The organism is Pseudomonas sp. KH_050 (assembly GCF_057838875.1).
Genome location: NZ_CM174478.1, coordinates 4,233,114 through 4,258,501, shown reverse-complemented (window position 1 = coordinate 4,258,501; position 25,388 = coordinate 4,233,114). Strand labels below are relative to the sequence as shown.

The following is a 25,388-nucleotide window of genomic DNA, read 5'->3' as shown; positions in this document are numbered from 1 at the left end:
TAGATTCCCTGTGAACAATGCCTCTGAGCCAGTGCAGCTCAGTGACATGAAGATAGTGGGCAGCAACCGCGGTCGCGCGTAGCGAGATATTCTTTTCGACGACAGGATGGGAAAGCCAAAAACGTGGTGAGTTCCGGTGGTCACTGTTATCCGGAGGGGGCGGTTCGATCGGCTGATTGCATATGGACGTTCCCCAATTCGCAGATGGTCCCTCATTCTATAGCTGATCCTGATGGCGCCTGCTACTTCGCTCTGCGCAGATCATCCTACGGTAACGCTCCAGGTTTTGGCGTTGGCAAGCCTGTGTCATGGCAAAAAAACATTGACTGAGCACTTCAGCACCCAGGGCAAGGTCTTTGAAAACTATGCCAAATCATTAAGCGTGTCTATGTGCGCCCCTACGGGGGATAATGCCCGACAATCGTAATATCAACTCGACAAAGGGGTCCAGCAGGCGTGATGTTCGAGATCAAACAGTGGAATCCTGAAGCCTATCGACGGCAGACACGACGCAGCAGTTTGTACATAGCCGTGGGCTTTGTGCTACTGGCGATGCTGCTGTCGAGCCTGGCGGTGATGCTGTTCGGCGAACCCGGCGGCGATAATTTTCGTTTGAACCTGGGGGGCGTGATTGCCGCGCTGCTGCTGGGCGTGTTGCTGATGCGGGGCAGATTCTGGTCGCAGCCGTGGATGGCGGCGGCGGTCTATGGTTGGCAGCTCAAGCGTAGCCTGATGCGCATCACCAACGTCATGCATCACGTGACTGCCGGCGTGTTGGTCGATGATCCGACGGCCATGAAACTGCTGCGTTTTTATCATCTGGGCATCACACAAATGCACCAACTGGATGGCAACTCCAGCTCCCTCAGCCAGATGGTGCGAGAGATCGACCAGCACCAGGCGCGCATGGAGGCCCTGGCCATCGATACCGAGCAGTCTCGACTGGATCCGGCCTGGCTTGAGGCGGTGAAGAAGATCCCTGCAACCCGGTAGACAGCGCGATACAGCGTCTGCTGGCACTGATCCCGGCAGGGCTCAAACCAGCAGCCGCAGCGTTTCAAAGAGTTGTCGATCTTCCTTTTTGGCGGAACGGGCGTGGCGCCGAATGACCTGCAACAGGCATTCGGTGAAACAGATCGCCGGATTACTCAGTGCGCCGTTGCGGCGAGTGACGATGCTCAGTTGTCTGGGCTCGAATTGTTCGGCCAGTGGCAAGGACACCACCCGTCCCAGAAACGGCGGGGCAATACTCACTATCGATGGCCCCCAGGTGCACATGTCGGCCCGCTCGACCATCATCTGCAAGATCGCCAATGAATGGGCCCGAACGATGCGCTGCTCATTGATTTGCGCGCCATGCTTCCAGAACAGCTCCTGCATCAGCGCATCGTGGCCATCCGGCGCATAGTTCAAGGTCCAGTTCTGCTCGAGCAGCTCATGGATCGAGCGACAGCCCTGCCGTGGATGGCCCTGGCGGACCAGGACCGAGGTCTGGTAATCGAGCAATGTTTCGCAGGCAAACTCCTGGGTTGCCTGTGAGGGATGCAATTGGCCAATCGCAAAATCCATGCTGCCATCGCGCAGCAGCGGCTGGGCAACCGCCATCAGGCTCTCGAACAGCTCAAGGCGGACTTGCGGCATGCGCTCTCGAAAGGCCAGTACCACTTCGGGCAAGAAGGTCAACGCGACCCAGGGCGTTATCCCGACACAGAGCCGGCCCTGGGCCTTGCCACGCATGTGATCGAGCTCGGTCTGCGCATGCTCGAGTTGCTTGAGCACCAGTCGGGCGTGGGTCAGCAACACCTTGCCATATTCAGTGAAGTTCAGGCCGCTGGGGGTTCTCATGAACAGCGGCAACTGTTGAGCGGTTTCCATCTCGCGCAGCGCTTTGGTCACGGCCGCCTGAGAAATGCCCAGTGAACGAGCAGCGGCGCGGATGCTGCCGGTCTCGGCGCTGGCGATCAGCGCCTCTAGTTGATGCAACTTCATCTGAGAACCCTGGTGACAACTATGGGTTGTCATCATAACCAAACTGAGACTCCCCAGCACAACGCCCGCTGCCTAAGATCGATCCAACAGCACCCGCTACTCGCCATTTGGCAGCGGGTCGGCTGAATGATCTTATCGAGGAGCGGCACCATGAACACCGGCCATGTCCTGCCTGGGATTGCAGCAATACAGGATGAAATGATCGCGCTGCGCCAACGGATTCATGCGCATCCCGAGTTGGGCTTTGCAGAGTTCACCACCAGTGAGCTGGTCGCGCAGTGCCTGACGACCTGGGGTTTTCAGGTCAGCACAGGGGTGGGCAAGACCGGTGTGGTCGCCACCTTGAAAAATGGCCCGGGACGCTCCCTGGGATTACGCGCGGACATGGATGCGCTGCCGATCCAGGAAACCACCGGTTTGCCTTACGCCAGCCGGATCGACGGGGTGATGCATGCCTGTGGCCACGATGGGCATACCGCCACCTTGCTGGCGGCGGGCAAACACCTGGCGCAAACCCGTGACTTCAACGGCACCCTGCATCTGGTTTTCCAGCCGGCCGAGGAAGGCCTGGGTGGTGCCCGGAAGATGCTGGAGGATGGCCTGCTCGAACGATTTCCCTGCGACGCGATGTTCGCGATGCACAATGTGCCGGGCCATCCAGCCGGCCACCTGGGCTTCTACAGCGGTCCGTTCATGGCCTCTGCCGACACCGTGACGATCACCATCATCGGCAACGGCGGCCATGGCGCGGTACCGCACAAAGCGATCGATCCGGTGGTGGTCTGCGCCTCGATCGTGACGGCCCTGCAAAGCATTGTCTCGCGCAACGTCGACCCTCAGGAGATGGCGATCATCACGGTGGGTTCGATTCATGCCGGGACCGCCTCGAATGTCATTCCTTCGACGGCCGAAATGACCCTGAGCGTGCGAGCGCTGAGCCCGGAGGTTCGCCAGTTGCTCGAACTCAGAATCAACCAACTGGTGCAGGGCCAGGCGGCCGGTTTCGGTGCGCAGGCCCGTGTCGATTATCAGCATTGCCATCCGGTGTTGATCAATCATCCGGAGCAAACCGCATTCGCCCGTGAGGTCGCTCGCGAGTGGTTGGGCGAAGGACAGCTGATCGAGGATCTGCGGCCGTTCACCGCGAGTGAGGACTTTGCCTTCATTCTGGAAAGCTGCCCCGGCAGCTATCTGGTGATCGGCAATGGCCAGGGGGACGGCAGTTGTCTGCTGCACAACCCCGGGTACGACTTCAATGATGCCTGCCTGCCGATCGGGGCCAGCTATTGGGTCAAACTGGCGGAAAGTTTTCTGAGTTGAAGCACGCTGTTTTCAACCATCGGTATCAGTCCGCAAGCGCTTGGCAATTGGCTCGGCGAGCCTGACGAGGAATAAATAATGAATAAGATGATCGCTGCGGTTTCACTGGTGTTTTTCACGGTCTCCGGCATGGCCGGGGCGGCCGATTGGACTGGCAAAGTTGTGCGGCTGGGCGTCGATCCGTCCTATCCACCGCTGGAGTACAAAAACCAGGACGGTCAGTTGACCGGCTTCGGTATCGACATCGCCGAAGCGCTCTGCGAAGAACTCAAGGCCCGCTGCGTTTGGGTAGAAAGCAGCTGGGACGCAATGATCCCGGCGCTGCTGGCGCGCAAGTTCGACGCCGTTGCATCGTCGATGACCATTACCCCCAAACGCCTGGAGCAGATTGCGTTTACCGACAAGATTTCCAACGCCCCGGCACGTCTGGTGGTCAAGCGCGGCTCGACACTGTTGCCGACCGTCGAATCGCTCAAGGGCAAACGCGTCGGCGTCGAGCAGGGCTCGACACAAGAGGCTTATGCCAAAGCTGTCTGGGGCTCCCAAGGGGTCGAGATTCTGTCTTATCAGAACCAGGATCAGGTGTACGCCGACCTGGTGGTGGGGCGGCTCGACGCTTCCCTGCAAGGTTCAATCCAGGCCAGCTATGGCTTCTTGAACAAGCCGGTGGGCAAGGACTTCGAGTTTGCCGGAGCGACCCTGGATGATCCGAAGTTCTTCGGTGTCGGAGACGGCATCGGTTTGCGCAAGAGCGATGTCGAGCTTCGCGAAGACCTGAACAAGGCCCTGGCAACCATTCTCGCCAACGGCACCTACGCGCGGATCAACAAGAAGTACTTCGACTTCGACATCTACGGCGCTCAGTAACCCTGCGCGACCACTCATGCAGAGCAGCGGCTTGAACGGCGCTGCTCGCGTATTGCCCTTCACCTCAACCTAATAAGAACAAGGAGAGTGAAATGCTCCTGGAAGGCTTTGGCCCGCAGATTCTGCTCGGCACTCTGGCGACGATCAAACTGGCCTTGTGGTCATTGTCGATCGCGCTACTCATAGGGCTGCTCGGCGCCAGTTCCAAGTTATCCTCCAGCCGTTTGCTGCGCACACTGGCCACCGGCTACACCACATTGATTCGCAGCGTGCCGGACCTGGTGATCATGCTGCTGTTGTTCTTCAGCCTGCAGATGCTGCTGAACCGGATTACCGATGGGCTGAACATTGCCCAGGTCGATATTGATCCGTTCCTGGCCGGTGTAGTGACCCTGGCCTTCATCTACGGCGCGTACTTTACCGAGACCTTTCGCGGCGCCTTCCAGGCAGTCCCGGCGGGGCAGATCGAAGCGGCGCTGGCCTACGGCATGACCCGTGGGCAAACCTTCCGCAAGGTCATGTTTGCGCAAATGCTCAGGCATGCGCTGCCGGGCATTGGCAACAATTGGCAAGTGCTGATCAAGTCGACCGCCCTGGTCTCGATTATCGGCCTGACCGATGTGGTGAAAGCGACCCAGGATGCCGGCAAAGGCTCGATGCAGTTCTTCTATTTCACCCTGGTTGGCGGCCTGATCTATCTCGCCATTACCAGCGTCTCCAACCTGGTCCTGATGTGGCTGGAGCGCCGCTATTCGATCGGTGTCAGGAAGGCTGCGCTATGACCGGCATCCTTGAAACTTACTGGCAGGCTTATCTCTGGAGCGACGGGCCGCATCTGTCCGGGCTGGCCATGACCTTGTGGCTGCTGATCCTGTCGGTGCTGATCGGCTTTTTACTGGCGGTCCCCTTGTCCGTGGCCCGGGTCAGCCGCAACCCGCTGATCCGTACGCCCGTGTGGTTCTACACCTACGTGTTCCGCGGCACGCCTTTGTACATTCAACTGCTGTTCTTCTACACGGGCGTGTACAGCTTGCACGTGATCCGCACACAGGACTTCCTCAACGCGTTTTTTCGCGATGGCTTCAACTGCACCGTGCTCGCGTTCGGGCTCAACACCTGTGCCTACATGACAGAAATCTTCGCCGGTAGCCTGAGAGCCACTCCCCACGGCGAAGTCGAGGCCGCGAAAGCCTATGGCATGAGCCGGTTCACCCTTTATCGGCGGATTCTGCTGCCCTCTGCGTTACGCCGGGCGCTGCCGTTTTTCAGCAATGAAGTGATTCTGATGCTGCATTCCACTTCAGTGGCCTTTACCGCCACGGTTCCCGACCTGCTGAAAATCGCTCGCGACGTCAACTCGGCGACCTATGCCTCGTTCAGCGCCTTCGGGATTGCCGGGGTGCTCTACGCGTGCAGCGCGTTCTTTTTCATCTGGCTGTTCCGTCGCGGCGAACAGCATTGGCTGGCTTACCTCAAGCCCCGTACGCATTGATCCCTGACTGGAGTTGCCCGGATGTACCCATTGATCGTCGAAGATATTTACAAGAATTATGGCAGCCACGAAGTGCTCAAGGGTGTGTCGCTCAAAGCCAGGGCCGGCGATGTGATCAGCATCATTGGTTCATCCGGTTCCGGTAAAAGTACCTTTTTGCGCTGTATCAACCACCTCGAACAGCCGTCTGCCGGGCGCATTGTGGTCAATGCCGAAGAGCTGCGCACCCGCAAGAATTCCAGGGGTGAGTTGTGTGTCGCCGATCCGAAACAGCTGCAGGCAATGCGCAGCAAACTGGCGATGGTATTTCAGCACTTCAATCTGTGGAGCCACATGACGGTGCTGGAAAACATCATCGAGTGCCCGATGAACGTGTTGGGCATCAGCCGCAGCGAAGCACTGGAGCGCGCTCGTCACTATCTGTCCAAGGTCGGCTTGACTGACAAGGTTGCCGGCCAATACCCCGTGCATCTGTCCGGCGGACAACAGCAACGCGTGGCGATTGCACGAGCGCTGGCCATGGAGCCCCAGGTGATGCTGTTCGATGAACCGACCTCTGCGCTGGACCCCGAGCTGGTCGGCGAGGTGCTCAAAGTGATGCAGCAACTGGCCGAGGAGGGCCGGACCATGGTGGTGGTGACCCACGAAATGGCCTTCGCCAGGCATGTCTCCAACCACGTGATCTTTTTGCATCAGGGGCGGGTTGAAGAGCAGGGATCACCGAGCAATGTGCTTGATACCCCCAGGAGTGAGCGCTTGAAGCAGTTTTTGGCGGGCAGTCTCAAGTGACTGCCTGTCCGGTAGGAGCTGCCGCAGGCTGCGATCTTTTGAGCTTGATTTTGTGGAGCTTCCTTACTCGCGATGAAGGTGGCCTGTCGAATGAGTCAGCGACTTTCGGTCGGGTCGAGAGTTCATTCGACAGAGCTATTGCCGGATTGGCGCAGGCGTGTTCGTCGGTGTCCTGGCGTTCTGCGATCCCGCGAAAATAGTGAGGCGTCCCCTTTGGCGAGCAACCGATTGTAGGTTAATTCGGCAAAAGTCATAGGCGCTTTCCTGATGATGCCTCAGGGGGTGGAGTGGTCGCTGAAGGTGCGACACAGTGACTAATTCACCCACCCACGGGCCTGAACATGCTCAACGAACTACGCACCTTCTTCGACCACAGCCGGCACACCCTCCGGGTCCGCAATGTCGAGGCACGGCTCGAGGTCCTGGCCTTCCACGGCGAAGAGTGCCTGAGCCAGCCGTTCAGCTACCGCGTGGAGTTCACCTGCACTCAGCACGACCTGGCCGCCGACCAGCTGCTCAACCAGGACGCCAGTTTCAGCCTGCAGGCCGCGCCGCAAAAGCTGCCTTACCTCGGCCTGCCTGTACCCGAGGTCAAGCCGCTGCGCACGCTGCACGGGGTGATCAGCGGCTTCAAGCGCCTGTCCGGTTCCAACGACGAAGCCCGCTACGAAGTCACCCTGCAGCCGCGTCTGGCGCTGCTCGACCGCGGCCAACAGTTCCGCCTTTACCAGCACCAGTCGGTGCCGGAGATCGTCGACCACATCCTGCGCAGCCGCCACGACTTTCGCGGGCAGGATTTCTTCTTCGACCTGCACCGCGAATACCCCAAGCGCGAACAGGTGATGCAGTACGGCGAAAGCGACCTGGCCTTCATCGACCGGCTGCTGGCCGAGGTCGGCATCTGGTACCGCTTCACCAGCGACGAGCGCCTGCGCATCGACGTCGTCGAGTTCCACGACGACCAGCGCGCCTATCAGTTCGACGTCCAGCTGCCGTACCGCCCGCCAGCGGGGCTGAGCAGCAGCGGACAGGACGGCGTGTGGCAGCTGCAGACCGAGCACCAGGTGGTGGAGCAGCACGTCAACATCCGCGCCTACCACGCCCTTGACGCCACTGCCTGGCTCGACGGCGACATCGACCAGAGCCGGCGCGCGAAAACCACCTACGGCGAGGCCTACCACTACGCCGAACCCTACACCGTGCTCGGCGATCCCCTGGCCCTCGACGAAGACCTGCAAAGCGAAAGCGGCTACTTCTACGCGCGCCTGCGCCATGAGCGCTACCTCAATGCCCAGACCCGACTCAGCGGCACCAGCAGCAGCGCCAGCCTGGCCCCCGGCCAGGTGCTGAAAATCTCAGGCGGCGCGCCACAGGCCTTTGCCCCCGGGGCGGTGATCACCCGGCTGAGCACCCACGCCGCCCGCGATGCCAGCTTCGAAGCCAGCTTCGAGGCGCTGCCCTACGCGGAAAACGTCTGCTTCCGCCCGCCACTGCCGGCCAAACCGCAAATCGCCGGCACCGTGCCGGCCCGCGTCACCAGCTCGCGGAAAAACGACCCCTACGGCCATATCGACCTGCACGGCCGCTACAAAGTGAACTTCCTGTTCGACCGCGACCAGTGGCCGATCGGCCGCGAAAGCGCCTGGCTGCGCCTGGCCCGGCCCTACGCCGGCGACACACACGGCCTGCACCTGCCGCTGATCGCCGGCACCGAAGTGGCAGTGGCCTTCGAACAAGGTGATCCGGACCGCCCCTACATCGCCCACGCCCTGCACGACAACCGCCACCCGGATCACGTCACCCTGCAAAACTACAAGCGCAACGTGCTGCGCACTCCGGCCAACAACAAACTGCGGATGGAGGACACTCGGGGCCAGGAGCACGTCAAGCTCAGCACCGAGTACGGCGGCAAGAGCCAGTTGAATTTGGGGCACGTGGTGGATGCCGAGAAAAAGAAACGTGGCGAAGGCTTCGAACTGCGCACCGATGGCTGGGGGGCGATTCGCGGCGGCAAGGGTCTGTTCATCAGTGCCGAGGAACAGAGCAAAGCCCAGGGCGAGCAACTCGACATGAGCGCGGCCATTGAGCAACTGGAAGGCGCGCTGTCGCTGGCCCGCTCCCTGGCCCAGGCGGCCCGTAGCGCGCAAGCGACGCCCAGCGATACCGAGAGCCAGCTCCGTCTGAACCAGGCACTCAAGGGTTTGGCGCAACCAGGCGTACTGCTGCATGCCCCAGCGGGCATCGGCGTGGTCAGCCCGGAAGCCGTCTGCCTGGCCTCCGGCGGCGAAAGCGTGGCCATCATGGCCGCGCACAACACTGATATCAGCGCCGGACGCAATATCACCGCCACTGCCGAGGGCGCCGTCAGCCTGTTCGCCCAAAGCGCCGGCCTGCAACTCAAGGCCGCCCAAGGCAAGGTCGAGTTGCATGCCCAAAACGGCATCCTTCATGCCTTGGCGAAGACCGACATCAAGATTGAAAGCGTGGAAGGGCGCGTGGAGATCAGCGCCCCGGAAGAACTCGTGCTCAAGTGCGGCGGCGCCTACATCCGCTTGAAGGATGGCGAGATCGAGCTGGGGGCCTCCGGCAACATCTACCTCAAGGCCGCCCATGTGCAAAAACTCGACAGTGCCAGCTTGAATACTCCGGCAACAGCACTACCGGCAGGATACTCCGCCGGCTACACCCTGAAGGATGAGGCCCAGGCGCCGATGCCGTTCACCCGCTACCGGATCACCACTCAACAGGGTGAGGTGTTCAACGGGGTGACCGACAAGGATGGCCAAACCATGAGTGTGCATACCCTGGTGCCGGGGGATTTGAAGATCGAGTTTCCAGAGTCCGAAAAGTGGATCAGTTTTTCTGCTCCGCCTGAACTGAACTACCAAGGCATACGGTGCACTGCCACCATGGATGATGGAACAGTTCTAAAAGGCGAATTCGATAGTGAAAACAAGGCGAATTTTTATTCTTTTGCAGGGAGATCTTGCGTCAAATTCGAGGTGGAAAACCTGGATAAGCAGGAGGATGGACTCAGTGGTGTTGAACAATTGCTAAGGAAACTTGCGGAGTAAATATTATGGATTCTTTCTATCGGTACTACTTGGCTGAAAAAATCCATCCCATTGACGATGACGTTTTGGAGAAAGCCCTTGAAAGTTTTGAGGGGGCTGCGCTTAAGTTTTCTTCGGATTTTATAATCGATGCTAAACAGCGTGATAACTACAATCGCAATGTCAAGAGGGTTAAGGCTGAAATCCTGGCACAGGTGAAGTCTGGCAATATTTCGGTAAAAGAAGCAGCGGAGTTCTGCTACGAAACGCGAAACAAGATTATGGCTGAGGTCAGGGCGAAGACATCAGTGCATGGACTGGCTGTTGCGGAAAAAAAGAAGATGGTTTCTCCCGGCCTGGAAAAATTGATAAATGAAAAGTCGGTTGAAAAGTTTGGTAAGAAGTTTGGCGAGCTGAACGCTCAGCAAAAAAATGCCATTCATTATGAGATTATTGAGTCATCGGCGAGGCCGCATGCTAAATACAATGTACTCAATAAAACATTAAAGGTGGCTGGCAAGGTACTCATAGTCGTCACTATCGCTTATGCCGCATACGACATCGTTAGTGCTGAGAATAAAGCAAAAGAGGCGATCAAGCAGGGAGTCACGATAGGAGGCGGCTTTGCAGGGACTGTTGCAGCTAGTGCTGCTGTGTCAACAGTGTGTGGGCCGGGAGCGCCGGTGTGCACGATTGCACTTATGCTCGCTGGTGGATTTACGGGTGGATGGATTGCATTGGGATTTATGGAGTCAATGGACGATGAAATAGAAGAGTTTACTAAATGGCAGGTTGGGTAGAGGGTCGAAAGAATGTTTGGGGTTTTAGTTGGGGCGGAGATGGATGGGAGCAAGTTTCAAAGGTGATGCGGTGGTTTGCAAGGATATATTAGGGGGGGTAATGAGTTTCTTGATAATTAAGCTGTTTTTGGTGTTTGCACTGCTGTTGGTCAGTCTTATTGGTGTGGGTATAAATTGTTATATTGCTTATCGTGATCTAGATGTGGTGCTGAATATTGTCAAGGACAGTTACGCCATCACGTACTATGGAAGGATGCCGCCGGGTAAATGGACGTTCGCTACGCGTCTTTCTCTCGCTTGCAGATTGTCGGGAACTATTGCTTGGTCGAGTAGGTATATTCGAAATGGGATGCTTGATCCTGAAGAATTTGCTTGTTTACCAAAATCAATAAGAAGGCGCATGAAGTGGTCTTCCGGGCTTACGACAGGTGGGTTTGTAGGGCTGTGGGTGGTTTTAGTTGTGTTTGCGGTTTTCAAGTAGTGGGTTTTGTGAGATGGAGTAACGCTAATTGGATCGTAATCGATAAGTATCATTTGCGGCGTTTAAATTGCACAGTAATTGCTGATATTTAAGGACAGATATGAACGACACCCTGCATCGTACGGATACCCTCAACCCACGCCAGACAGTCTGCGCGGGTAAACAGAAACAGCACTGGATCGAGTTTCAGTTGCTGGACGAGCAGGGCGATCCCTTGGCGAACCTGCCTTACCGGGCTATGAACGACGCCACCCGCGCCGCCTGCGCTCCTGAATGTTCTGGCCAGAGCGATGCCCAAGGCGTAATCCGCATTGACGGCCTGCACTCGCTGCCCATCACGTTGCTGATGGAGGCCGATCCTTTGGCCGAGCAATTGCAAACCCGTCGCCTGCGTGCCGAACGGCCCGAACCGCTCCGGCCGGGCGTGGGCGACCGCACCCCATTGCACGGTCCGCAGCGCTCGGGCTGCTCGCCGATCGAGCAGCAGGCCCTCGCGGCGGGTCATGTCTACCACTACCTCCGCATCGGTCAATTGTGCAATCAACAACCGAACTTCGATCCGCCCTTGGCAGACCCGAGTCAGCTCCCGGTTTTTCATTTTCCTGATCGGACATTCAGCGGTTTTACCGTCGGCGACGACCAGTTGGATCGCCGTCATGTGCTGGAGGTCTGCCCGTTTCGCGGCTGGTCAATGGTTTTGCACCACCAGCCCGAGTACAGCCTGGCAAACGCTTACAACCTGGGGCTGATGAGCATCCTGGCTTACAGCACGCTGCCCGAAACGGAGCTTGGTTCGGCTGAGGAGTTTTTTCTGCAGCAATGTCTGGATCTGTCGCGTACACCACGGGTATGGGACGGAGGCCAAGCTTGGCCTTGCCTGGTCAGCGACGTTCCTTTCAGCGAACGCTACACAGCTGTCAAATCATTGGACACAACTCAAGCTCAGCCGCCGGAAGGCAATACCCAACTGTTCTACGCCATCAATGCATCCCAGGTGTTGGTCTCCTGGCGGGGCACCGAGATGACTTTCCCTTTCACCGACTTGGTGACGGACCTGACCTTTCGCCCAATCAAACCTGAAGTGCAGGCCAGTTGCGAACCCAAGGTGCCCTGCGCCGACCTGACCCCGGAAGGCAGTGTGCACCTGGGCTTTCGCGATGCGTTCGAGGTGGCCAGAAGGATCTATGCCAGGGAGCTGGGCGAGACGATTCCTGAAGCCATTGAAGGTAAGAGGTTGTTCATCTGCGGCCACAGCCTGGGTGGTGCATTGGGGCTGGTTCATGCGGCATTGCTGAAAGACCGGAACCCATTGCTGTACACCTATGGCATGCCACGCACTTTCACCCTCAAGGCCGTGCAGTCCTTAAGCGAGTTGTGGCACTTCCGTCATGTCAACGACACCGATGTCATCCCCCGTGTCCCGCCCGAGGCCGCCTTGGACAACTACCTGTACGACCTGTATGGCCCGATGGGCACGCTGATGGGTTTTAGCTGGTCGGCACGCCAAGCATTGGCCAACGCGATGTTCAAACACGGCGATCCCTTCAGCCATCACGGCGAAATTGCCATGTTCTTCAAGGCCGAGCAGCACACGGAGCAACAAATCACGCCGTATTCTGCCTATCGCAATCCAAATGGCGTGCCCTACCGCAGCACCATCGTCCGCCGCCTGCCGGAACAGGCCAAATTGTACCTAATACCCAGCCTGGGCAAGGAAGATAACGAGCAGACCGAGCAAGCCCAGAAGCGATTGAACGCCTCGCTGAACGCGGAGAGCCGGGCCAGATTCTTTCCGCATAACGGCAACCCCGAGGTGGGCAGGATGCTGAGTATTGGCGATCACTTCATGTCGGAGTACCAACCCTATATCCACAATCAGTTGCTGGAGTCGATCGATCCTGCGCGCGATCCATTGCTGGAACGGCAGGTGCTGCGGCGCAAGTTCGAACAGCAGATGAAGGACCATTACGGAAGTATTCCGGCGGATGAATTCACCCGTAATACCGTCTTCCTCGAGCTGCAGAAGCTGATCGACCAGGCCTTGCATGTAACGCAGGAGACCGAGGGCGGTGTCGAGGCCTTACAGCGCTTCGATGCTATAGCCGACCCGCAGGCCTATTACGAAAAAACCTACGGTTAAGCCCGTTAACACGGCAAAGGACAAGACCATGCCCCACAGGATTCCCGTCGCTCTTTTCGCCCTGAGCTTTAGTCTCAGCGGTTGCGGCCAGGATTACAGCTTGGCACCACCTGCGGACAGCGAACAGATCACCGTGACGGTGAAAGTGCCCCAGGAGCTCGAAGCGGAAACCATGCAAGTGATGTATCGCTCGACCCTTTGCACCTTCACCGATCATACCGCCAGTGGCAAAGCCTATAAGCGCGATGGGTACCAGCGTACCGATATACAGCCAGTGCGTCAGGCGCAGAGCGACCTCTACGAGGTCAAGCTACCGATGGATGGCGGCGGTGCGTGCCAGTGGCGTTTGAGCAATGTGATGTTTGGTGTCACCTATGGTGATCCGGCTCACTTTGGCGAGAACGTGATTTCTGGTGCGGGAGGCGGCGTAGTGGTGAAGTTTGACAACAATCGCCCTATGAGAAGTTCTGGGCTGCCGATAAAAGTTGATGGGGATTTGACGATCAAGAAGGATTACTACCCCTGGCTAAAAGAGAACTTTTTAGGTGGATACAGTAAACGTATTAGCCTCGCGGGGGAGGGTGACATCTATCTAAGTTATCAGGCATTGCAGGCACGCCAGGTGTATTTCGAACCTGTTCTGCATTCCGACTTCGTGGTTAGTTCGAAGGGAACAAAGGTACATAAAATAGGCAGTTATATAAATTTCACTTATCCCGATGGCAGCGTCGTGGCCGATGGCCGCGCCAAGCCGGATTTCCGCAAATTGCAGGCCATTCGCCTGGCTGCGGAGAACAAGTAATGCAACGCGCTAACTCGCCACGTCACCCTGTTCTCGCACATCGTCGCTGATTTTTTCTAGCAGACACTTACGGCCAGTCATTGGCCCAGCCTTTAACTATTGGAATTACCTCGAATGTCCCAGGGATTTGTTTTGTTGGGTGATAAGACCACCCACGATGGAGAAGTGATATCGGCCTCGTCCACGATGATCGTTCATGGCAAGCCGGTGGCGTTGGTGGGTGATGAGGTCAGTTGCCCGATTCCGGGGCACGGGGTTAACCCGATTGTCGAGGGCTGCGCGGACTGGTCCGAGGAAGGCCGGGCACTGGTAGTCAATGGCTGCCACTGCGAATGCGGTTGCCAGGTGATTTCCAGAGCTCCCGATTGCGTGGTGGGTTGAACCATGGGCTGGGATCGTCAGCCACCGGATGTGGTGGAAGCTCCAGCGCCCCTCGTGCTGGGGCGTTGGCTATTGGCGGCCAGCGGAGCGGTGCTGGCCTGCGTGCTGCTGTTCTTGCTGTATGCCTCCGAGCGTGTGCCGCAATTGCAGGCGCTGAATGTCTGGGCATTGTCCGGTTCGCCGTTGCTGATCTGGGTACTGGCGTTCGGTGCCCGCGCCTATGGCTACGGTGGCGCTCTGAGCCATCACCAGTTCCTCGAGGAGGAGGCGCAAGGTGCACAGCAGTCCTGGCAGGACTGGGCGCAGCGCTATCTGGCGGTGCATGCCAGTTGCGTGCTGCTGCCGGATCAGGTGTGCGCCAGCCTGCTGACTCAAGGCCCACGCAACCTGCCACCCCGTACCGGGCTGGCACGGCGCATTGCGGCTTTGCCAGCGCAGAAGGAAGCGCGTGCGCAGGCCGGGCTGCAGTTGTTGTTCCCGGCATTGGGGCCGGCCCTGCAGGCCTTGCCTGCGGGGCAGGAACTGCGGGTCACCCTATTGAGCGATGTCGAGCCCAGTCAATACGAAGCATTGCGCGATGCCTGGCAGCAGAACTGGGCCACCGCAACACGCCGACCGCCGCCAGCGACGGTGACCCTGGCCGCCGAATTGTCGTACCAGTGGATCGACGAAAAACTGAAGACGGCCAGTGCAGCCTTTGAGTTGATCCTGGTGCTGCAGGTACACGGCGAGGCGGCGTATTCCGACGGGCTGGCAGCATTGCTGCTGTGTCCGGACAGCCTGGCGCTCGCGTGGGAGTTACCGGTGCAGGGGGGGGTGTTACGCCCGATGCCGTTGGACATCAACCAACTGAAGAGCGAACTGCCGCTGTTCCTGCAAACCCAAACGAGCGCTCGCCAGGCGACGGGTCTGTTGGCCGACGGCGCTGACTGGCAGCCGCTGACCAGCAAGATCATAGGCGTCGGCGCTACTCATGGTGCTTCGCTGAGGGTGGAGCAGCAGTGGGTTCAGGAGTTCCTGTGCGGACGACCGGGACCGTTCAGTAGCTGGCTGGTGGCGGCACTTGGGGTGGAAATGGCTCGACATCAGCGGCGGCCCCTGGTGGTGCTGACCCGAGAAGAGTCGCGGCATTGGATCAGTACCGTCACCACAGGAGAGTGGGCATGAAGACCTGGAACAATGTATGGCGCCGCGTCGGCGCGGCGGTGTGGATCATCGCGCTGGTGGTGGCATTGGCATGGGCGATTTGGGGGTATGGTGAATGGGTTGGGTTGGTGGAGAACCACCACAAGCTGTTTGCCTTTTTACTGGCCGTTATCATCGCTGTGGTGGGGGTTCTGGCACCACGCCTGTTGATGCATCTCAAACGCCAAAACCACCGCGAGCAGGGGCAGGCGGATAGGGTCTATCCCGAGGCGGACGCACGTTTAGCACTGCCTCAGCGGCCGGTTTTCCGGCTCTCGGAGCTGCACGACCACCTCCACGATCGCTACGGCCTGTTCTGGCGCCGCAAAGTCCGCCTGCTGCTGGTGGTCGGTGAACCTGCGCAGATCAAAGCCATCGCCCCGGGCCTGACCGAGCAGCAGCCGTGGCTGGAAGGGCAGGACACGCTGCTGCTATGGGGCGGCAGCCTGCAGGGCGAAGCCGATCAGGCGGACCTCGGCCAATGGCGCCGGCTGTGCCGTTGGCGCGGGCTGGACGGGGTGGTCTGGGCGTTGAACAAGGAGCAGAGCGCCGACGTCGCGGCGATGGGCACCGGCGTGCGCCGCCTGCGAGACCGGGCCCGTGAGCTGGGCTGGCAATTGCCCTTGCACCTGTGGCAGGTCTGCGACAGTGGATGGTCGCAGCCCAAACGCACGACTCAGCCAGTGGGGTGTCGGTTGCCCTCACGCTTCACCGCGGCGCAGCTGGACAGCTGTCTGGAGCGCTTGCTGGAGCCCTTGCGCCGGCAGGGCCTGGCGCAGATGAACGACGCGATGGGCCATGACTTCCTGCTGCGGCTGTCCCGCGATCTGCAGGCCGAGGGCATCACCCGTTGGCGCCAGGCGCTCGGACCGTTGTTGGGCGCCCATGGCGTGCCGTTGCGCGGGTTGTGGTTCAGCCTGCCGCTGACGCGAGCGCAAGCCCTGCTGAAACACGATTGGCTGGCGGACCCGGTCTGGCATGGCGTGCTCGACGACCCGACTGCCAGCGCTCGCCGCCTGGGCTGGAGCGCCCCGCGCATCGGCTATGCCCTGTTGCTGGGCCTGGCGCTGGTCTGGGGCGCCGGGCTGCTGTTGTCGTTCGCCACTCACCGCGCGCAGATCGCCCAGGTGCAGAGTTCGCTGGTCGCCCTGGAGCAGTCGGGAACCGGCGACGAACACCTGCTGGCGCTGAACGAGCTGGTGCGCGAACTGGGGCGCCTGGATTACCGTGCCGAACACGGCGTGCCCTGGTACCAGCGCTTCGGCCTGAACCAGAACCCCGTCCTGCTCGAGGCCCTGTGGCCGCGGTATGTCGAGGCCAACCAGCGGCTGCTGCGGGACCCGGCCGCGGCCAACCTGCAGCAGCAGCTCGGCGCCCTGGTCAAGCTGCCGGCGGACAGTCCCGAGCGCGCCCAACGGGCCCGGCTGGCCTACGACCAGCTCAAGGCCTACCTGATGCTGGCGCGCCCGGAAAAAGCCGACGCGAGCTTCCTGGTCAAGGTCCTGAACGATGCCGAGCCGACGCGCGCCGGAGTGTCGCCGGGGCTCTGGCAAAGCCTGGCGCCGACCCTCTGGCAGTTCTATGCCGAGCAGCTGCCGGCGCACCCGGCCTGGCGCATCGAGGCCGACCCGACATTGGTGGCCCAGGCTCGGCAGGTCCTGCTCGGCCAGTTGGGCCAGCGCAACGCCGAAGCCAGCCTGTACCAGCAGGTCCTCGACGCGGCGGCCAATCACTCCCCGACGTTGAGCCTGGCGCAGATGGTCGGCGACACCGAGGGCCAGGCGCTGTTCGCCAGCGGCGCCAGTGTCCCGGGGGTGTTCACCCGCCAAGCCTGGGAGGGCCAGGTGCGCCAGGCCATCGACGCCATCGCCCAGGCGCGCCGCGAGGAGATCGACTGGGTGCTCAGCGACCAGCCCGCCGACCTTGCCGCCGAGCTGAGCCCGGAGGTGCTCCGGCAACGCCTCACCGAGCGCTACTTCCAGGACTACGGCAGCGCCTGGCTGGATTTCCTCAACCGCCTGCGCTGGCAGCAGGTCGGTAGCCTGAGCGAGGTGATCGATCAGCTGACCCTGATGAGCGATGTGCGCCAGTCGCCGCTGATCGCGCTGATGAACACCCTGGCCTACCAGGGCCAGGCCGGCACTCGCAGCCAGGCCCTGGCTGACTCGTTGATTCAGTCCGCGCAACAGCTGATCGCCCGGGACCAGGTGCCGGTGATCGACCAGCAGCTGCAGCGACCGGGCAGCCCGTTGGACGCCACCTTCGGCCCGTTGCTGGCCCTGCTGGGCAAGCAGGACCCCGAGGGCCTGGGCGGCAACGACAGCCTGAGCCTGCAGGCGTTTCTCACCCGGGTGACGCGGGTGCGCCTGAAACTCCAGCAAGTCAGCCACGCGCCTGATCCGCAGGCCATGACCCAGGCCCTGGCGCAGACGGTGTTCCAGGGTAACAGCATCGACCTGACCGACACCCAGTCCTATGGCAGCCTGCTCGCCGCCAGCCTCGGCGCGGAGTGGAGCGGGGTCGGTCAGACGCTGTTCGTGCAGCCGCTGGAGCAGGCCTGGCAACGGGTTTTGCAACCCTCGGCGGCGGGCCTCAACCGCCAGTGGCAGCGCGCGATCGTTGGCGACTGGCACAGCGCCTTCGCCGGCCGCTACCCGTTTGCCGCCACCGCCAGCGACGCCTCGCTGCCGATGCTGGGGCAGATGATCCGCGCCGACTCCGGGCGCATCGAGCAGTTTCTGCAACGCCAACTGGGTGGGGTATTGCGCAAGGAAGGCAGCCGCTGGGTGGCCGATCCTCGGCACAGCCAGGGCTTGCGTTTCAACCCGCAATTTTTGACGGCGATCAACCAGCTCAGCCACCTGGCCGACGTGCTCTACACCGACGGCGGCCTGGGCCTGGGTTTCGAACTGCGGGGCAAAGCGGTGCGCGACGTGGTGCAAACCAGCTTCATCCTCAACGGCGAAAAACATCATTACTTCAACCAGAAGGAAAGCTGGCAGCGCTTCAACTGGCCGGGCCGCAGCGACCATCCGGGCGCGAGCCTGAGCTGGACCAGCGTGCACACCGGCGAGCGCCTGTTCGGCGACTACCAGGGCACCTGGGGGCTGATCCGGCTGCTGGAGCAAGCGCGGATCACTCCGTTGGACGACGGCGACAGCCGCTACCGCCTGGTGCTCAAGGCCGCCGATGGCCTGGGCCTGACCTGGCACCTGCGCACCGAACTGGGCGCGGGGCCGATGGCCCTGCTCAAGTTGCGGGGCTTCAAGCTGCCGTCGCAGATTTTCCTCGGCGAGGGTGGTTTGGTAGCCGAGCCCTATGCGCAGAATGGGAGCCTCGAATGAGCCTGAAGAGACTTTGCCGAAGGCACAGTAGAGAATCTACCGATTCAGATTGATCGAAGGCAGGCCTCGGCACTCGGTTTACCCCTATTAAGGACAGCCAATGCTTTTTTCCCTTGTAACAAACGCTGATCTGCTAAAGCCCAAGCAGCCTGAAGTAGTGGTTCCTTGGTGGAGCTTTACCAAGACTGTGTTGGCTGCTGCATCCTTGTCATTGGTGCGTGACGGTTTGGTGGAACTTGACGACGAAGTCCCGGAAGGGCCGTTCACTTTGCGTCAATTACTGCGACATCAGTCTGGGCTGGCGGACTACGGCGAGTTGGCGGAATACCATGCAGCCGTTACCTGTGGTGAAACGCCCTGGTCGGTTGATGAAATGTTGCAGCGCCTCGATGCCTCCAGGTTGCGTTATCCGCCCGGAACCCAATGGCGATATTCCAACGTCGGCTACCTGTTCGTTGCGCGACTTATTGAACGTTTGACCGGCCTTTCGCTTCGGGAGGCGTTAAATCAACGTGTCCTGGCGCCTCTCGGCTTGTCGCATGTTCGCCTGGTAACGTCACGCCATGATCTGCAGGATGCATGCCTGGGAGTGGCGCCCGGTTATGACCCCGGGTGGGTCTATCACGGCTTGTTGGTCGGTCCGCTCTCGGAAGCGGCCTTGTTGCTGGATCGGCTATTGAGCGGACAACTATTCCCGCATGCGTTGCTTCAGGAAATGCAAAGCACACGGGTCCTCGGGGGGCCGATTCCCGGTCGGCCCTGGACTGCACCCGGCTATGGCCTTGGCTTGATGATGGGCGCAGTGAACGGCGGCTTGACGCTGTGCGGACACACCGGAAGTGGGCCGGGCAGTACAGTAGCGATCTACCGCTGCGTTCACGGTGACAACACTGCAAGCTGTGCTGTGTTCAGCGAAAGCGACGATCAGGGCAATGTAGAAGCGCAAACCCTGAGCCACCTTTCGGTAGCCCTTTGCGATTATTGTTCCGGCCCGGTATCGATGACATAGTTGTGAAATACCATTCCAGCAGCAACTTCCTACCACCCGTGGGGAGTGCACACTGCTGAACCGCGCCCGGCGATTTCTGGCATGCGGATATCCCTCCGGCGTGCGACACAGTCAGCAAGCGGTAGGAGCCTGGCTATGAATGACCTGCCTGGACATTACCCGGGCCGCTGGTGGCACAACCTGCCCGATGGCCGAATTCAGTGCGACCTGTGCCCTCGTGACTGCAAGCTGCGGGACGGACAGCGCGGCGCCTGCTTCGTGCGCATGCGCGAAGGCGGGCAGATGGTGCTGACCACCTACGGCCGCTCCTCCGGCTTTTGCATCGACCCTATCGAGAAGAAACCGCTCAACCACTTCCTCCCCGGCTCGGCGGTGTTTTCCTTCGGCACGGCGGGCTGCAATCTCGCCTGCAAGTTTTGCCAGAACTGGGATATCAGCAAATCGCGGGACATGGATCGTCTGATGGATCAGGCCAGCCCGCAGCAGATAGCCCTGGCTGCGCAAAGGTCGGGCTGTAGCAGCGTGGCCTTCACCTACAACGATCCGGTGATCTTTGCCGAATACGCCATCGATACGGCAAACGCTTGCCATACACTCGGCATCAAGACGGTGGCAGTGACCTCGGGCTATGTGCACGACGAGCCCCGCCGCGAATTCTTCGCGGTGATGGACGCGGCGAATGTCGACCTGAAGGCTTTTACCGACGACTTCTATTTCAAGCTCACCGGCGCGCATCTGCAGCCAGTGCTGGATACCCTGGTCTATCTGCATCATGAAACCGACGTCTGGACGGAAATTACCACCTTGCTGATTCCGGGCTACAACGATTCGATGGGTGAAATCGAGGCACTGTGCGCCTGGGTGTTCAAGGAGCTGGGCCCGGACGTGCCCATCCACTTCACTGCCTTCCATCCCGATTTCAAGATGCTCGACACACCGCCGACTCCGGCGGCGACGCTCACCCGCGCCCGACAGATAGCCTGTGCACACGGGCTACGCTATGCCTACACGGGCAATGTGCATGATGCCGAGGGCGGCACGACTTCTTGTCCGGGTTGCGGCGAACCATTGATCGTGCGTGACTGGCACCGAATCCTGCACTACCAGGTGACGGCAGGCGGTCGCTGTCCGCAGTGCAACGCCTCCATTGCCGGGCGCTTCGACCACTATGCCGGCGCGTTCGGCCAGCGCAGAATCCCGCTGCGGCTGAACCCTGACCTCTGAGCAGGGGGGCATCCCCTCAGCAGCAAGCAACGAGTGCGCCGGTCGCAGGGCGATCAAGCCTTTCCACGGCACTACCCGATCCATCTCGATCAGCAACAGTTCTCTGCGGGTCTGCTTAGGCTTACCGGCATACTTGGCGTCGGCGACAGTCATCTGCTTAATCGGAAAAGCTCGTGTGAGGGGACGTCTTTCATCAGAGTTGGACAGTGTTTTTCAGAGTTTCGCTAATTGTTTTGACTGATCGGAAACAAGTCGCTACACCCATTTAGTCCCGGGAGACGTGATGCTGAATATCTACCGTTATATGTAGCGAATAGCTTTTAAACGAGTAACTTAATGTTGGAATTGGAATATCCGGGCATCAGGTTTTTCAGAAAAAGCGCTTGTTCCGTCCATGCACTATACTTCTTGCTGACTTTGTCGCCAGGGTGGGTGGTATTGGTCTCCCTGTTTGGGCGTCAGATTGATATTGATTTGACGATGCTGTTTAGTGGCGATGCTTTTGGATAGCCAATGAGCAACAGGAATAGGATGAAGAGAAAATGGCAATAGCAATTATCTTGATTCTAATCGTTGTTGCATCAGTGCTGTTCCACATCCTGGCGCCTTGGCATGCGACACCGGCAGCTTCCAACTGGGGCTCAATAGACACCACCCTGTTCATCACCCTGATCATTAGCGGGATATTTTTCATCGCCATCACGGTATTCATGGCGGTCGCCGTGATTCGTTATCGTCACAAGGAGGGTGCCAGGGCGCACTACCAGCCAGAAAGTAAAAAACTGGAATTGTGGTTAATTATCGTTACCTCGGTAGGTATTGCCGCGATGTTGGCGCCAGGACTGGTTGTTTACAATGATTTCGTCCGGGTGCCGAAAAATGCTTATGAACTTGAAGTGGTCGCCCAGCAGTGGCAGTGGGCCTTTCGTTTTGCCGGCCAGGACGGGAAGCTGGGCAAATCGGATATCAAGTTTGTTGATTTCGCCAATCCCCTCGGCCTTGATCCCAAGGATCCTGCCGGGCAGGACGATGTGCTGATAAAAAACAATGAAATTCGCCTTCCGCTCGATCAGCCGGTGAAAGTTTTACTGCGTTCTAAAGATGTGCTGCACAATTTCTATGTACCGCAAATTCGCAGCAAGATGGACATGGTGCCAGGGATGGTGTCGCACTTTTGGTTTACCCCGACTAAAACCGGGAAATATGAAATCCTTTGCGCTGAATATTGTGGCGTAGGTCATTACAACATGCGCGGCCATATGATCGTGGAAGAGCAGGGCGCTTTCGCTCAATGGCTGAACAGCCAACCGACTTTTGCGCAGACATTAACGACAGCTGCCAAGCCCAGTCGGGACAGCGTGCTGGAAAAAGGCCGCCTGTTGGCTGAAAACCTTGGCTGCAGTGCCTGCCATAGCCAGGATGGCAGCGCCAGTCTCGGCCCGGGATGGAAGGGGTTGTACGGCCGCACTGAACAGCTTGCCGATGGCACCAGTGTGCTGGTCGATGAGGCCTACCTGAAAGAGTCGATCCTCGATCCGAAGGCCCGACTGGTACAGGGTTACCCGCCGGTGATGGTGGCCTATACTCTCTCTGAAGATGAACTGGGTGCTCTGGTCGCCCTGATCAAATCACTGAGTGCAGCGCCGCAAGACGAAGCGTCGGGCCCAAGTGACGACTTGGCGGCGCAGGGACAGCGGCTGGCCGAGTCGCTCGGTTGTCTGGCCTGCCACAGTGTCGATGGCAGCAAGGGTGTCGGCCCCAGCTGGCAGGGCCTGTATGGCGAGACACAAACCCTTGCCGACGGTACGACGATAAAGGTCGATGAGGGTTATTTAAAAGATTCGGTTCTTAATCCCGGTGCCAAAATCGTCAAGGGTTATGCAGCCGTCATGCCGGCCTTTGCTCCGAGCGATAAGGAGTTGAACGCACTGATCGCATTTATCAAATCCAAAGCGAATGCCGACGCTGACGCGAGCAAGGCGGAGCCAGGGAAGTCGCCGTAAAGGAGCCTGAAATACACCGAAACTTCAGCAGGAGGATGACGTGATGGCCTATGCGGAGCATGCCGAAACAGAAGTACTGCACGAGCCCAAAAGTTTCCTGACCAAATATATCTGGAGTCAGGACCACAAGGTCATAGCCGTTCAATATTCCTTGACGGCTCTATTCGTGGGTCTTATAGCCGTGGTGTTGTCCGGCTTGATGCGCATGCAGATAGGCTTCCCCGGTAGTTTGGAGTTCATGGACGCCAGTACTTACTATCAGGCGATGACCATGCACGGCATGATCATGGTCATTTATTTGCTGACGGCCTTGTTTCTGGGTGGCTTCGGCAACTATCTGATCCCGCTGATGGTGGGCGCCCGCGACATGGTCTTCCCCTATGTCAACATGCTGAGTTACTGGTTCTACCTGCTGGCGGTACTGGTGTTGCTCTCCAGTTTTTTTGTCCCTGGCGGCACCACCGGTGCGGGTTGGACGCTCTATCCGCCACAGGCCATTACTCAGGGGACACCGGGGACCGAGTGGGGCATCGTACTGATGCTCGTCTCACTGGCGATTTTTATTGTCGCCACCACCATGGGCGGGTTGAACTACGTAACCACGGTGTTGCAGGCGCGCACGCACGGCATGACATTGTTTCGCATGCCGCTCTCCGTATGGGGAATCTTCATGGCTTCGATCATGGCCTTGCTGGCCTTCCCGGCGTTGTTTGTCAGTGCGATCATGATGCTGTTTGACAAACTGTTGGGCACCAGCTTCTTTATGCCGGCGATGATCTCGCTGGGGCAGCAGATCGATCACCAAGGTGGCAGCCCGATATTGTTCCAGCATCTGTTCTGGTTCTTCGGCCACCCGGAAGTCTACATCGTTGCTCTCCCTGCGTTTGGTCTGGTCTCTGATTTGATCAGCACGCATGCGCGTAAAAATATCTTCGGCTACCGAATGATGGTGTGGGCCATTATTGCGATTGGCGTACTCAGTTTTGTGGTCTGGGCGCACCATATGTATGTCAGCGGAATGAACCCGTACTTTGGCTTTTTCTTCGCCATCACTACCTTGATCATCGCGGTGCCGACCGCACTGAAAGTCTACAACTGGGTGCTGACCCTGTGGCGGGGCGACATCCATCTGACCGTGCCGATGCTGTTTGCCCTGGCCTTTATCGTCACCTTCCTGGTCGGCGGTCTGACCGGGTTGTTTCTCGGCAATGTGATCGTGGATATTCCGCTCTCGGACACCTATTTCGTCGTCGCCCATTTTCATATGGTCATGGGTGTCGCACCGGTACTGGTGGTGTTCGGCGGCATTTATCACTGGTTCCCGAAAGTAACCGGGCGCATGACGAACGACACCCTGGGCAAGCTGCATTTCTGGATTACCTTTCTGGGCACCTACGCCATCTTCTTCCCCATGCATTACCTGGGTTTCCAGGGCATGCCACGCCGCTATTACGATTTTGAAAACTACGCGTTCATCCCGCAGTCGGCGCAAGATTTGAACGCCTTCATTACGGTGGTCGCATTGATAGTCGGCGTTTCCCAACTGCTGTTCCTGTTCAACCTGGCGTGGAGTGTATTTAAAGGAAAGCCCGCAGGCAGTAATCCCTGGGGCGCGGCCAGTCTGGAATGGCAAACGCCGAACACCCCGCCGATACACGGTAACTGGGGAGCGGAGTTGCCGGTCGTGCATCGCTGGGCCTATGACTACAGTGTGCCGGGGATAGAACAGGATTTCGTTCCGCAAACGGTCTCCGCCGAGGAGCTGGAGCATCTGCGGCAACTCAGTGCGGGTACCAAGATAGCGGACGTTAAAACATGAACAGGCTGCTATTGAGAAACGCTGACGGCGCTGACCCCGGCGGCAGTTGGAATCGCGATCCTGAAGGTATTCAGGCCGCCGAGGGTGCCGATAGACGCCAAACGGCAAAAATCGGCCTGCGCTTGTTTCTGGCCGTGGTGAGCTCGTTATTCTTTCTCTTCCTGATCGCCTTTATCGCCCGCTCACAAATGGCCGACTGGCTACCCCTGACAGAGCCTTTGGCGCCGTTAGCCAATCCATGGCAGCTATGGCTGAATTCGGCTTTTCTGGTATTCAGTTGCATCGCACTGCAATGGTCGCGTATGGCCGCCCGACAGGCTCGACTGGACGCAACTGTCATTGGCTTTGCATTGGGGGGCGTATTTGCAATTGCCTTTCTGGCGGGACAATTCTGGGTCTGGCAGCAGTTTGTCGCCTGGGGCTACTTTGTCGCCAGCAATCCGGCCAACAGTTTCTTCTACCTCTTGACCGGCCTGCACGGGCTCCATCTGCTGGGCGGGCTGATAGCCTGGAGCAGAACCGTCGCTAAATTCCTGCATCGCGTGCCGTTGCCGCAACTCAGCGCCAGCGTAGAGCTGTGTGCCATCTATTGGCATTACTTGTTGGGTCTTTGGTTCGTGCTGTTCGCTCTGCTGACCAGCACGCCGCAAACCTATGAAGCCATCGCCAGATTCTGCGGCCTGAGGTGAA

20 protein-coding genes and 1 pseudogene are annotated in these 25,388 nt (G+C 59.1%); 19 read left to right on the top strand and 2 right to left on the bottom strand.

Annotated features, from left to right (window positions below; translation table 11 throughout):
• Positions 1–459 precede the first annotated feature (459 nt).
• Positions 460–993 (top strand): DUF3087 domain-containing protein, encoded by a 534-nt coding sequence (locus AC3IUA_RS19385; protein ID WP_489356383.1) that lies wholly within the window; start codon positions 460–462, stop codon positions 991–993.
• A 42-nt stretch (positions 994–1,035) separates the two neighbouring features.
• On the opposite strand, the gene AC3IUA_RS19380 is transcribed toward AC3IUA_RS19385, so the two are convergent.
• Positions 1,036–2,025 carry a LysR family transcriptional regulator gene (locus AC3IUA_RS19380; RefSeq protein WP_489356381.1) on the bottom strand — a complete coding sequence of 330 codons (990 nt, stop codon included), beginning with the start codon at positions 2,023–2,025 and terminating at the stop codon, positions 1,036–1,038.
• Positions 2,026–2,139: 114 nt separating this feature from the next.
• On the opposite strand from AC3IUA_RS19380, the gene AC3IUA_RS19375 reads away from it, so the two are divergent.
• The 15 genes from AC3IUA_RS19375 to amrS all read left to right on the top strand — a co-directional run bounded on the left by AC3IUA_RS19375 (position 2,140) and on the right by amrS (position 20,876).
• The gene (locus tag AC3IUA_RS19375; RefSeq protein WP_489356379.1) at positions 2,140–3,309 is read left to right on the top strand and encodes a M20 aminoacylase family protein; all 1,170 of its coding nucleotides are present in this window, start codon (positions 2,140–2,142) and stop codon (positions 3,307–3,309) included.
• 87 nt (positions 3,310–3,396) lie between these two features.
• A complete protein-coding gene (locus tag AC3IUA_RS19370) occupies positions 3,397–4,176 on the top strand; it encodes an ABC transporter substrate-binding protein (RefSeq protein WP_489362408.1) in 780 nt (259 codons plus the stop codon).
• 92 nt (positions 4,177–4,268) lie between these two features.
• Entirely contained in the window at positions 4,269–4,958 is a 690-nt protein-coding gene (locus tag AC3IUA_RS19365; RefSeq protein WP_489356377.1) for an ABC transporter permease, read from the top strand.
• Positions 4,955–5,668: an ABC transporter permease gene (locus AC3IUA_RS19360; protein WP_489356375.1), complete on the top strand. Its 714-nt coding sequence runs from the start codon at positions 4,955–4,957 to the stop codon at positions 5,666–5,668. The genes AC3IUA_RS19365 and AC3IUA_RS19360 overlap by 4 nt, the downstream gene beginning before the upstream one ends.
• A 21-nt stretch (positions 5,669–5,689) precedes the next feature.
• A complete protein-coding gene (locus tag AC3IUA_RS19355) occupies positions 5,690–6,457 on the top strand; it encodes an ABC transporter ATP-binding protein (RefSeq protein ID WP_489356373.1) in 768 nt (255 codons plus the stop codon).
• Positions 6,458–6,798: 341 nt separating this feature from the next.
• Positions 6,799–9,531 (top strand): type VI secretion system Vgr family protein, encoded by a 2,733-nt coding sequence (locus AC3IUA_RS19350; protein ID WP_489356371.1) that lies wholly within the window; start codon positions 6,799–6,801, stop codon positions 9,529–9,531.
• A 5-nt stretch (positions 9,532–9,536) separates the two neighbouring features.
• Positions 9,537–10,310 (top strand): hypothetical protein, encoded by a 774-nt coding sequence (locus tag AC3IUA_RS19345; RefSeq protein WP_489356369.1) that lies wholly within the window; start codon positions 9,537–9,539, stop codon positions 10,308–10,310.
• Positions 10,311–10,410: 100 nt separating this feature from the next.
• Positions 10,411–10,791 carry a hypothetical protein gene (locus tag AC3IUA_RS19340; protein ID WP_489356367.1) on the top strand — a complete coding sequence of 127 codons (381 nt, stop codon included), beginning with the start codon at positions 10,411–10,413 and terminating at the stop codon, positions 10,789–10,791.
• Between the two features lie 100 nt (positions 10,792–10,891).
• Complete coding sequence (locus AC3IUA_RS19335) at positions 10,892–12,931, top strand: lipase family protein (RefSeq protein ID WP_489356365.1); 2,040 nt, start codon at positions 10,892–10,894, stop codon at positions 12,929–12,931.
• A 28-nt stretch (positions 12,932–12,959) separates the two neighbouring features.
• Entirely contained in the window at positions 12,960–13,733 is a 774-nt protein-coding gene (locus tag AC3IUA_RS19330; RefSeq protein ID WP_489356363.1) for a hypothetical protein, read from the top strand.
• A gap of 114 nt (positions 13,734–13,847) precedes the next feature.
• Entirely contained in the window at positions 13,848–14,114 is a 267-nt protein-coding gene (locus AC3IUA_RS19325; protein ID WP_489356361.1) for a PAAR domain-containing protein, read from the top strand.
• Positions 14,115–14,117: 3 nt separating this feature from the next.
• Entirely contained in the window at positions 14,118–15,281 is a 1,164-nt protein-coding gene (locus AC3IUA_RS19320) for a hypothetical protein (protein WP_489356359.1), read from the top strand.
• Positions 15,278–18,643 carry an ImcF-related family protein gene (locus AC3IUA_RS19315; protein WP_489356357.1) on the top strand — a complete coding sequence of 1,122 codons (3,366 nt, stop codon included), beginning with the start codon at positions 15,278–15,280 and terminating at the stop codon, positions 18,641–18,643. Before AC3IUA_RS19320 ends, AC3IUA_RS19315 begins: the two co-directional genes overlap by 4 nt.
• Before the next feature lie 100 nt (positions 18,644–18,743).
• Entirely contained in the window at positions 18,744–19,652 is a 909-nt protein-coding gene (locus AC3IUA_RS19310) for a serine hydrolase domain-containing protein (RefSeq protein WP_489356355.1), read from the top strand.
• Positions 19,653–19,787: 135 nt separating this feature from the next.
• Positions 19,788–20,876 carry an AmmeMemoRadiSam system radical SAM enzyme gene (gene amrS, locus AC3IUA_RS19305; protein WP_489356353.1) on the top strand — a complete coding sequence of 363 codons (1,089 nt, stop codon included), beginning with the start codon at positions 19,788–19,790 and terminating at the stop codon, positions 20,874–20,876.
• Positions 20,877–20,897: 21 nt separating this feature from the next.
• Here amrS and AC3IUA_RS19300 read toward each other — a convergent pair.
• Positions 20,898–21,038 (bottom strand): annotated as a pseudogene (locus tag AC3IUA_RS19300) (IS5/IS1182 family transposase); the annotation flags it as partial.
• A gap of 380 nt (positions 21,039–21,418) precedes the next feature.
• On the opposite strand from AC3IUA_RS19300, the gene AC3IUA_RS19295 reads away from it, so the two are divergent.
• The 3 genes from AC3IUA_RS19295 to AC3IUA_RS19285 are packed head-to-tail and all read left to right on the top strand — an operon-like array spanning position 21,419 to position 25,387.
• Entirely contained in the window at positions 21,419–22,879 is a 1,461-nt protein-coding gene (locus tag AC3IUA_RS19295; RefSeq protein ID WP_489356351.1) for a c-type cytochrome, read from the top strand.
• Between the two features lie 43 nt (positions 22,880–22,922).
• Positions 22,923–24,698, top strand: coding sequence for a cytochrome c oxidase subunit I (ctaD, locus tag AC3IUA_RS19290; protein WP_489356349.1), 1,776 nt, complete (start codon positions 22,923–22,925; stop codon positions 24,696–24,698).
• Positions 24,695–25,387, top strand: coding sequence for a cytochrome c oxidase subunit 3 (locus AC3IUA_RS19285; protein WP_489356347.1), 693 nt, complete (start codon positions 24,695–24,697; stop codon positions 25,385–25,387). Before ctaD ends, AC3IUA_RS19285 begins: the two co-directional genes overlap by 4 nt.
• Position 25,388 lies beyond the last annotated feature (1 nt).

What these genes read in the sequence shown, in the direction of transcription:
- AC3IUA_RS19335 (WP_489356365.1), top strand. Translation starts at nt 10,892, where the DNA reads ATGAACGACACCCTGCATCGTACGGATACCCTCAACCCACGCCAGACA.
- AC3IUA_RS19350 (WP_489356371.1), top strand. Translation starts at nt 6,799, where the DNA reads ATGCTCAACGAACTACGCACCTTCTTCGACCACAGCCGGCACACCCTC.
- AC3IUA_RS19360 (WP_489356375.1), top strand. Translation starts at nt 4,955, where the DNA reads ATGACCGGCATCCTTGAAACTTACTGGCAGGCTTATCTCTGGAGCGAC.
- AC3IUA_RS19370 (WP_489362408.1), top strand. Translation starts at nt 3,397, where the DNA reads ATGATCGCTGCGGTTTCACTGGTGTTTTTCACGGTCTCCGGCATGGCC.
- AC3IUA_RS19340 (WP_489356367.1), top strand. Translation starts at nt 10,411, where the DNA reads ATGAGTTTCTTGATAATTAAGCTGTTTTTGGTGTTTGCACTGCTGTTG.
- AC3IUA_RS19385 (WP_489356383.1), top strand. Translation starts at nt 460, where the DNA reads ATGTTCGAGATCAAACAGTGGAATCCTGAAGCCTATCGACGGCAGACA.
- AC3IUA_RS19375 (WP_489356379.1), top strand. Translation starts at nt 2,140, where the DNA reads ATGAACACCGGCCATGTCCTGCCTGGGATTGCAGCAATACAGGATGAA.
- amrS (WP_489356353.1), top strand. Translation starts at nt 19,788, where the DNA reads ATGAATGACCTGCCTGGACATTACCCGGGCCGCTGGTGGCACAACCTG.
- AC3IUA_RS19345 (WP_489356369.1), top strand. Translation starts at nt 9,537, where the DNA reads ATGGATTCTTTCTATCGGTACTACTTGGCTGAAAAAATCCATCCCATT.
- ctaD (WP_489356349.1), top strand. Translation starts at nt 22,923, where the DNA reads ATGGCCTATGCGGAGCATGCCGAAACAGAAGTACTGCACGAGCCCAAA.
- AC3IUA_RS19285 (WP_489356347.1), top strand. Translation starts at nt 24,695, where the DNA reads ATGAACAGGCTGCTATTGAGAAACGCTGACGGCGCTGACCCCGGCGGC.
- AC3IUA_RS19325 (WP_489356361.1), top strand. Translation starts at nt 13,848, where the DNA reads ATGTCCCAGGGATTTGTTTTGTTGGGTGATAAGACCACCCACGATGGA.
- AC3IUA_RS19355 (WP_489356373.1), top strand. Translation starts at nt 5,690, where the DNA reads ATGTACCCATTGATCGTCGAAGATATTTACAAGAATTATGGCAGCCAC.
- AC3IUA_RS19330 (WP_489356363.1), top strand. Translation starts at nt 12,960, where the DNA reads ATGCCCCACAGGATTCCCGTCGCTCTTTTCGCCCTGAGCTTTAGTCTC.
- AC3IUA_RS19365 (WP_489356377.1), top strand. Translation starts at nt 4,269, where the DNA reads ATGCTCCTGGAAGGCTTTGGCCCGCAGATTCTGCTCGGCACTCTGGCG.
- AC3IUA_RS19315 (WP_489356357.1), top strand. Translation starts at nt 15,278, where the DNA reads ATGAAGACCTGGAACAATGTATGGCGCCGCGTCGGCGCGGCGGTGTGG.
- AC3IUA_RS19380 (WP_489356381.1), bottom strand. Translation starts at nt 2,025, where the DNA reads ATGATGACAACCCATAGTTGTCACCAGGGTTCTCAGATGAAGTTGCAT.
- AC3IUA_RS19295 (WP_489356351.1), top strand. Translation starts at nt 21,419, where the DNA reads ATGGCAATAGCAATTATCTTGATTCTAATCGTTGTTGCATCAGTGCTG.
- AC3IUA_RS19310 (WP_489356355.1), top strand. Translation starts at nt 18,744, where the DNA reads ATGCTTTTTTCCCTTGTAACAAACGCTGATCTGCTAAAGCCCAAGCAG.
- AC3IUA_RS19320 (WP_489356359.1), top strand. Translation starts at nt 14,118, where the DNA reads ATGGGCTGGGATCGTCAGCCACCGGATGTGGTGGAAGCTCCAGCGCCC.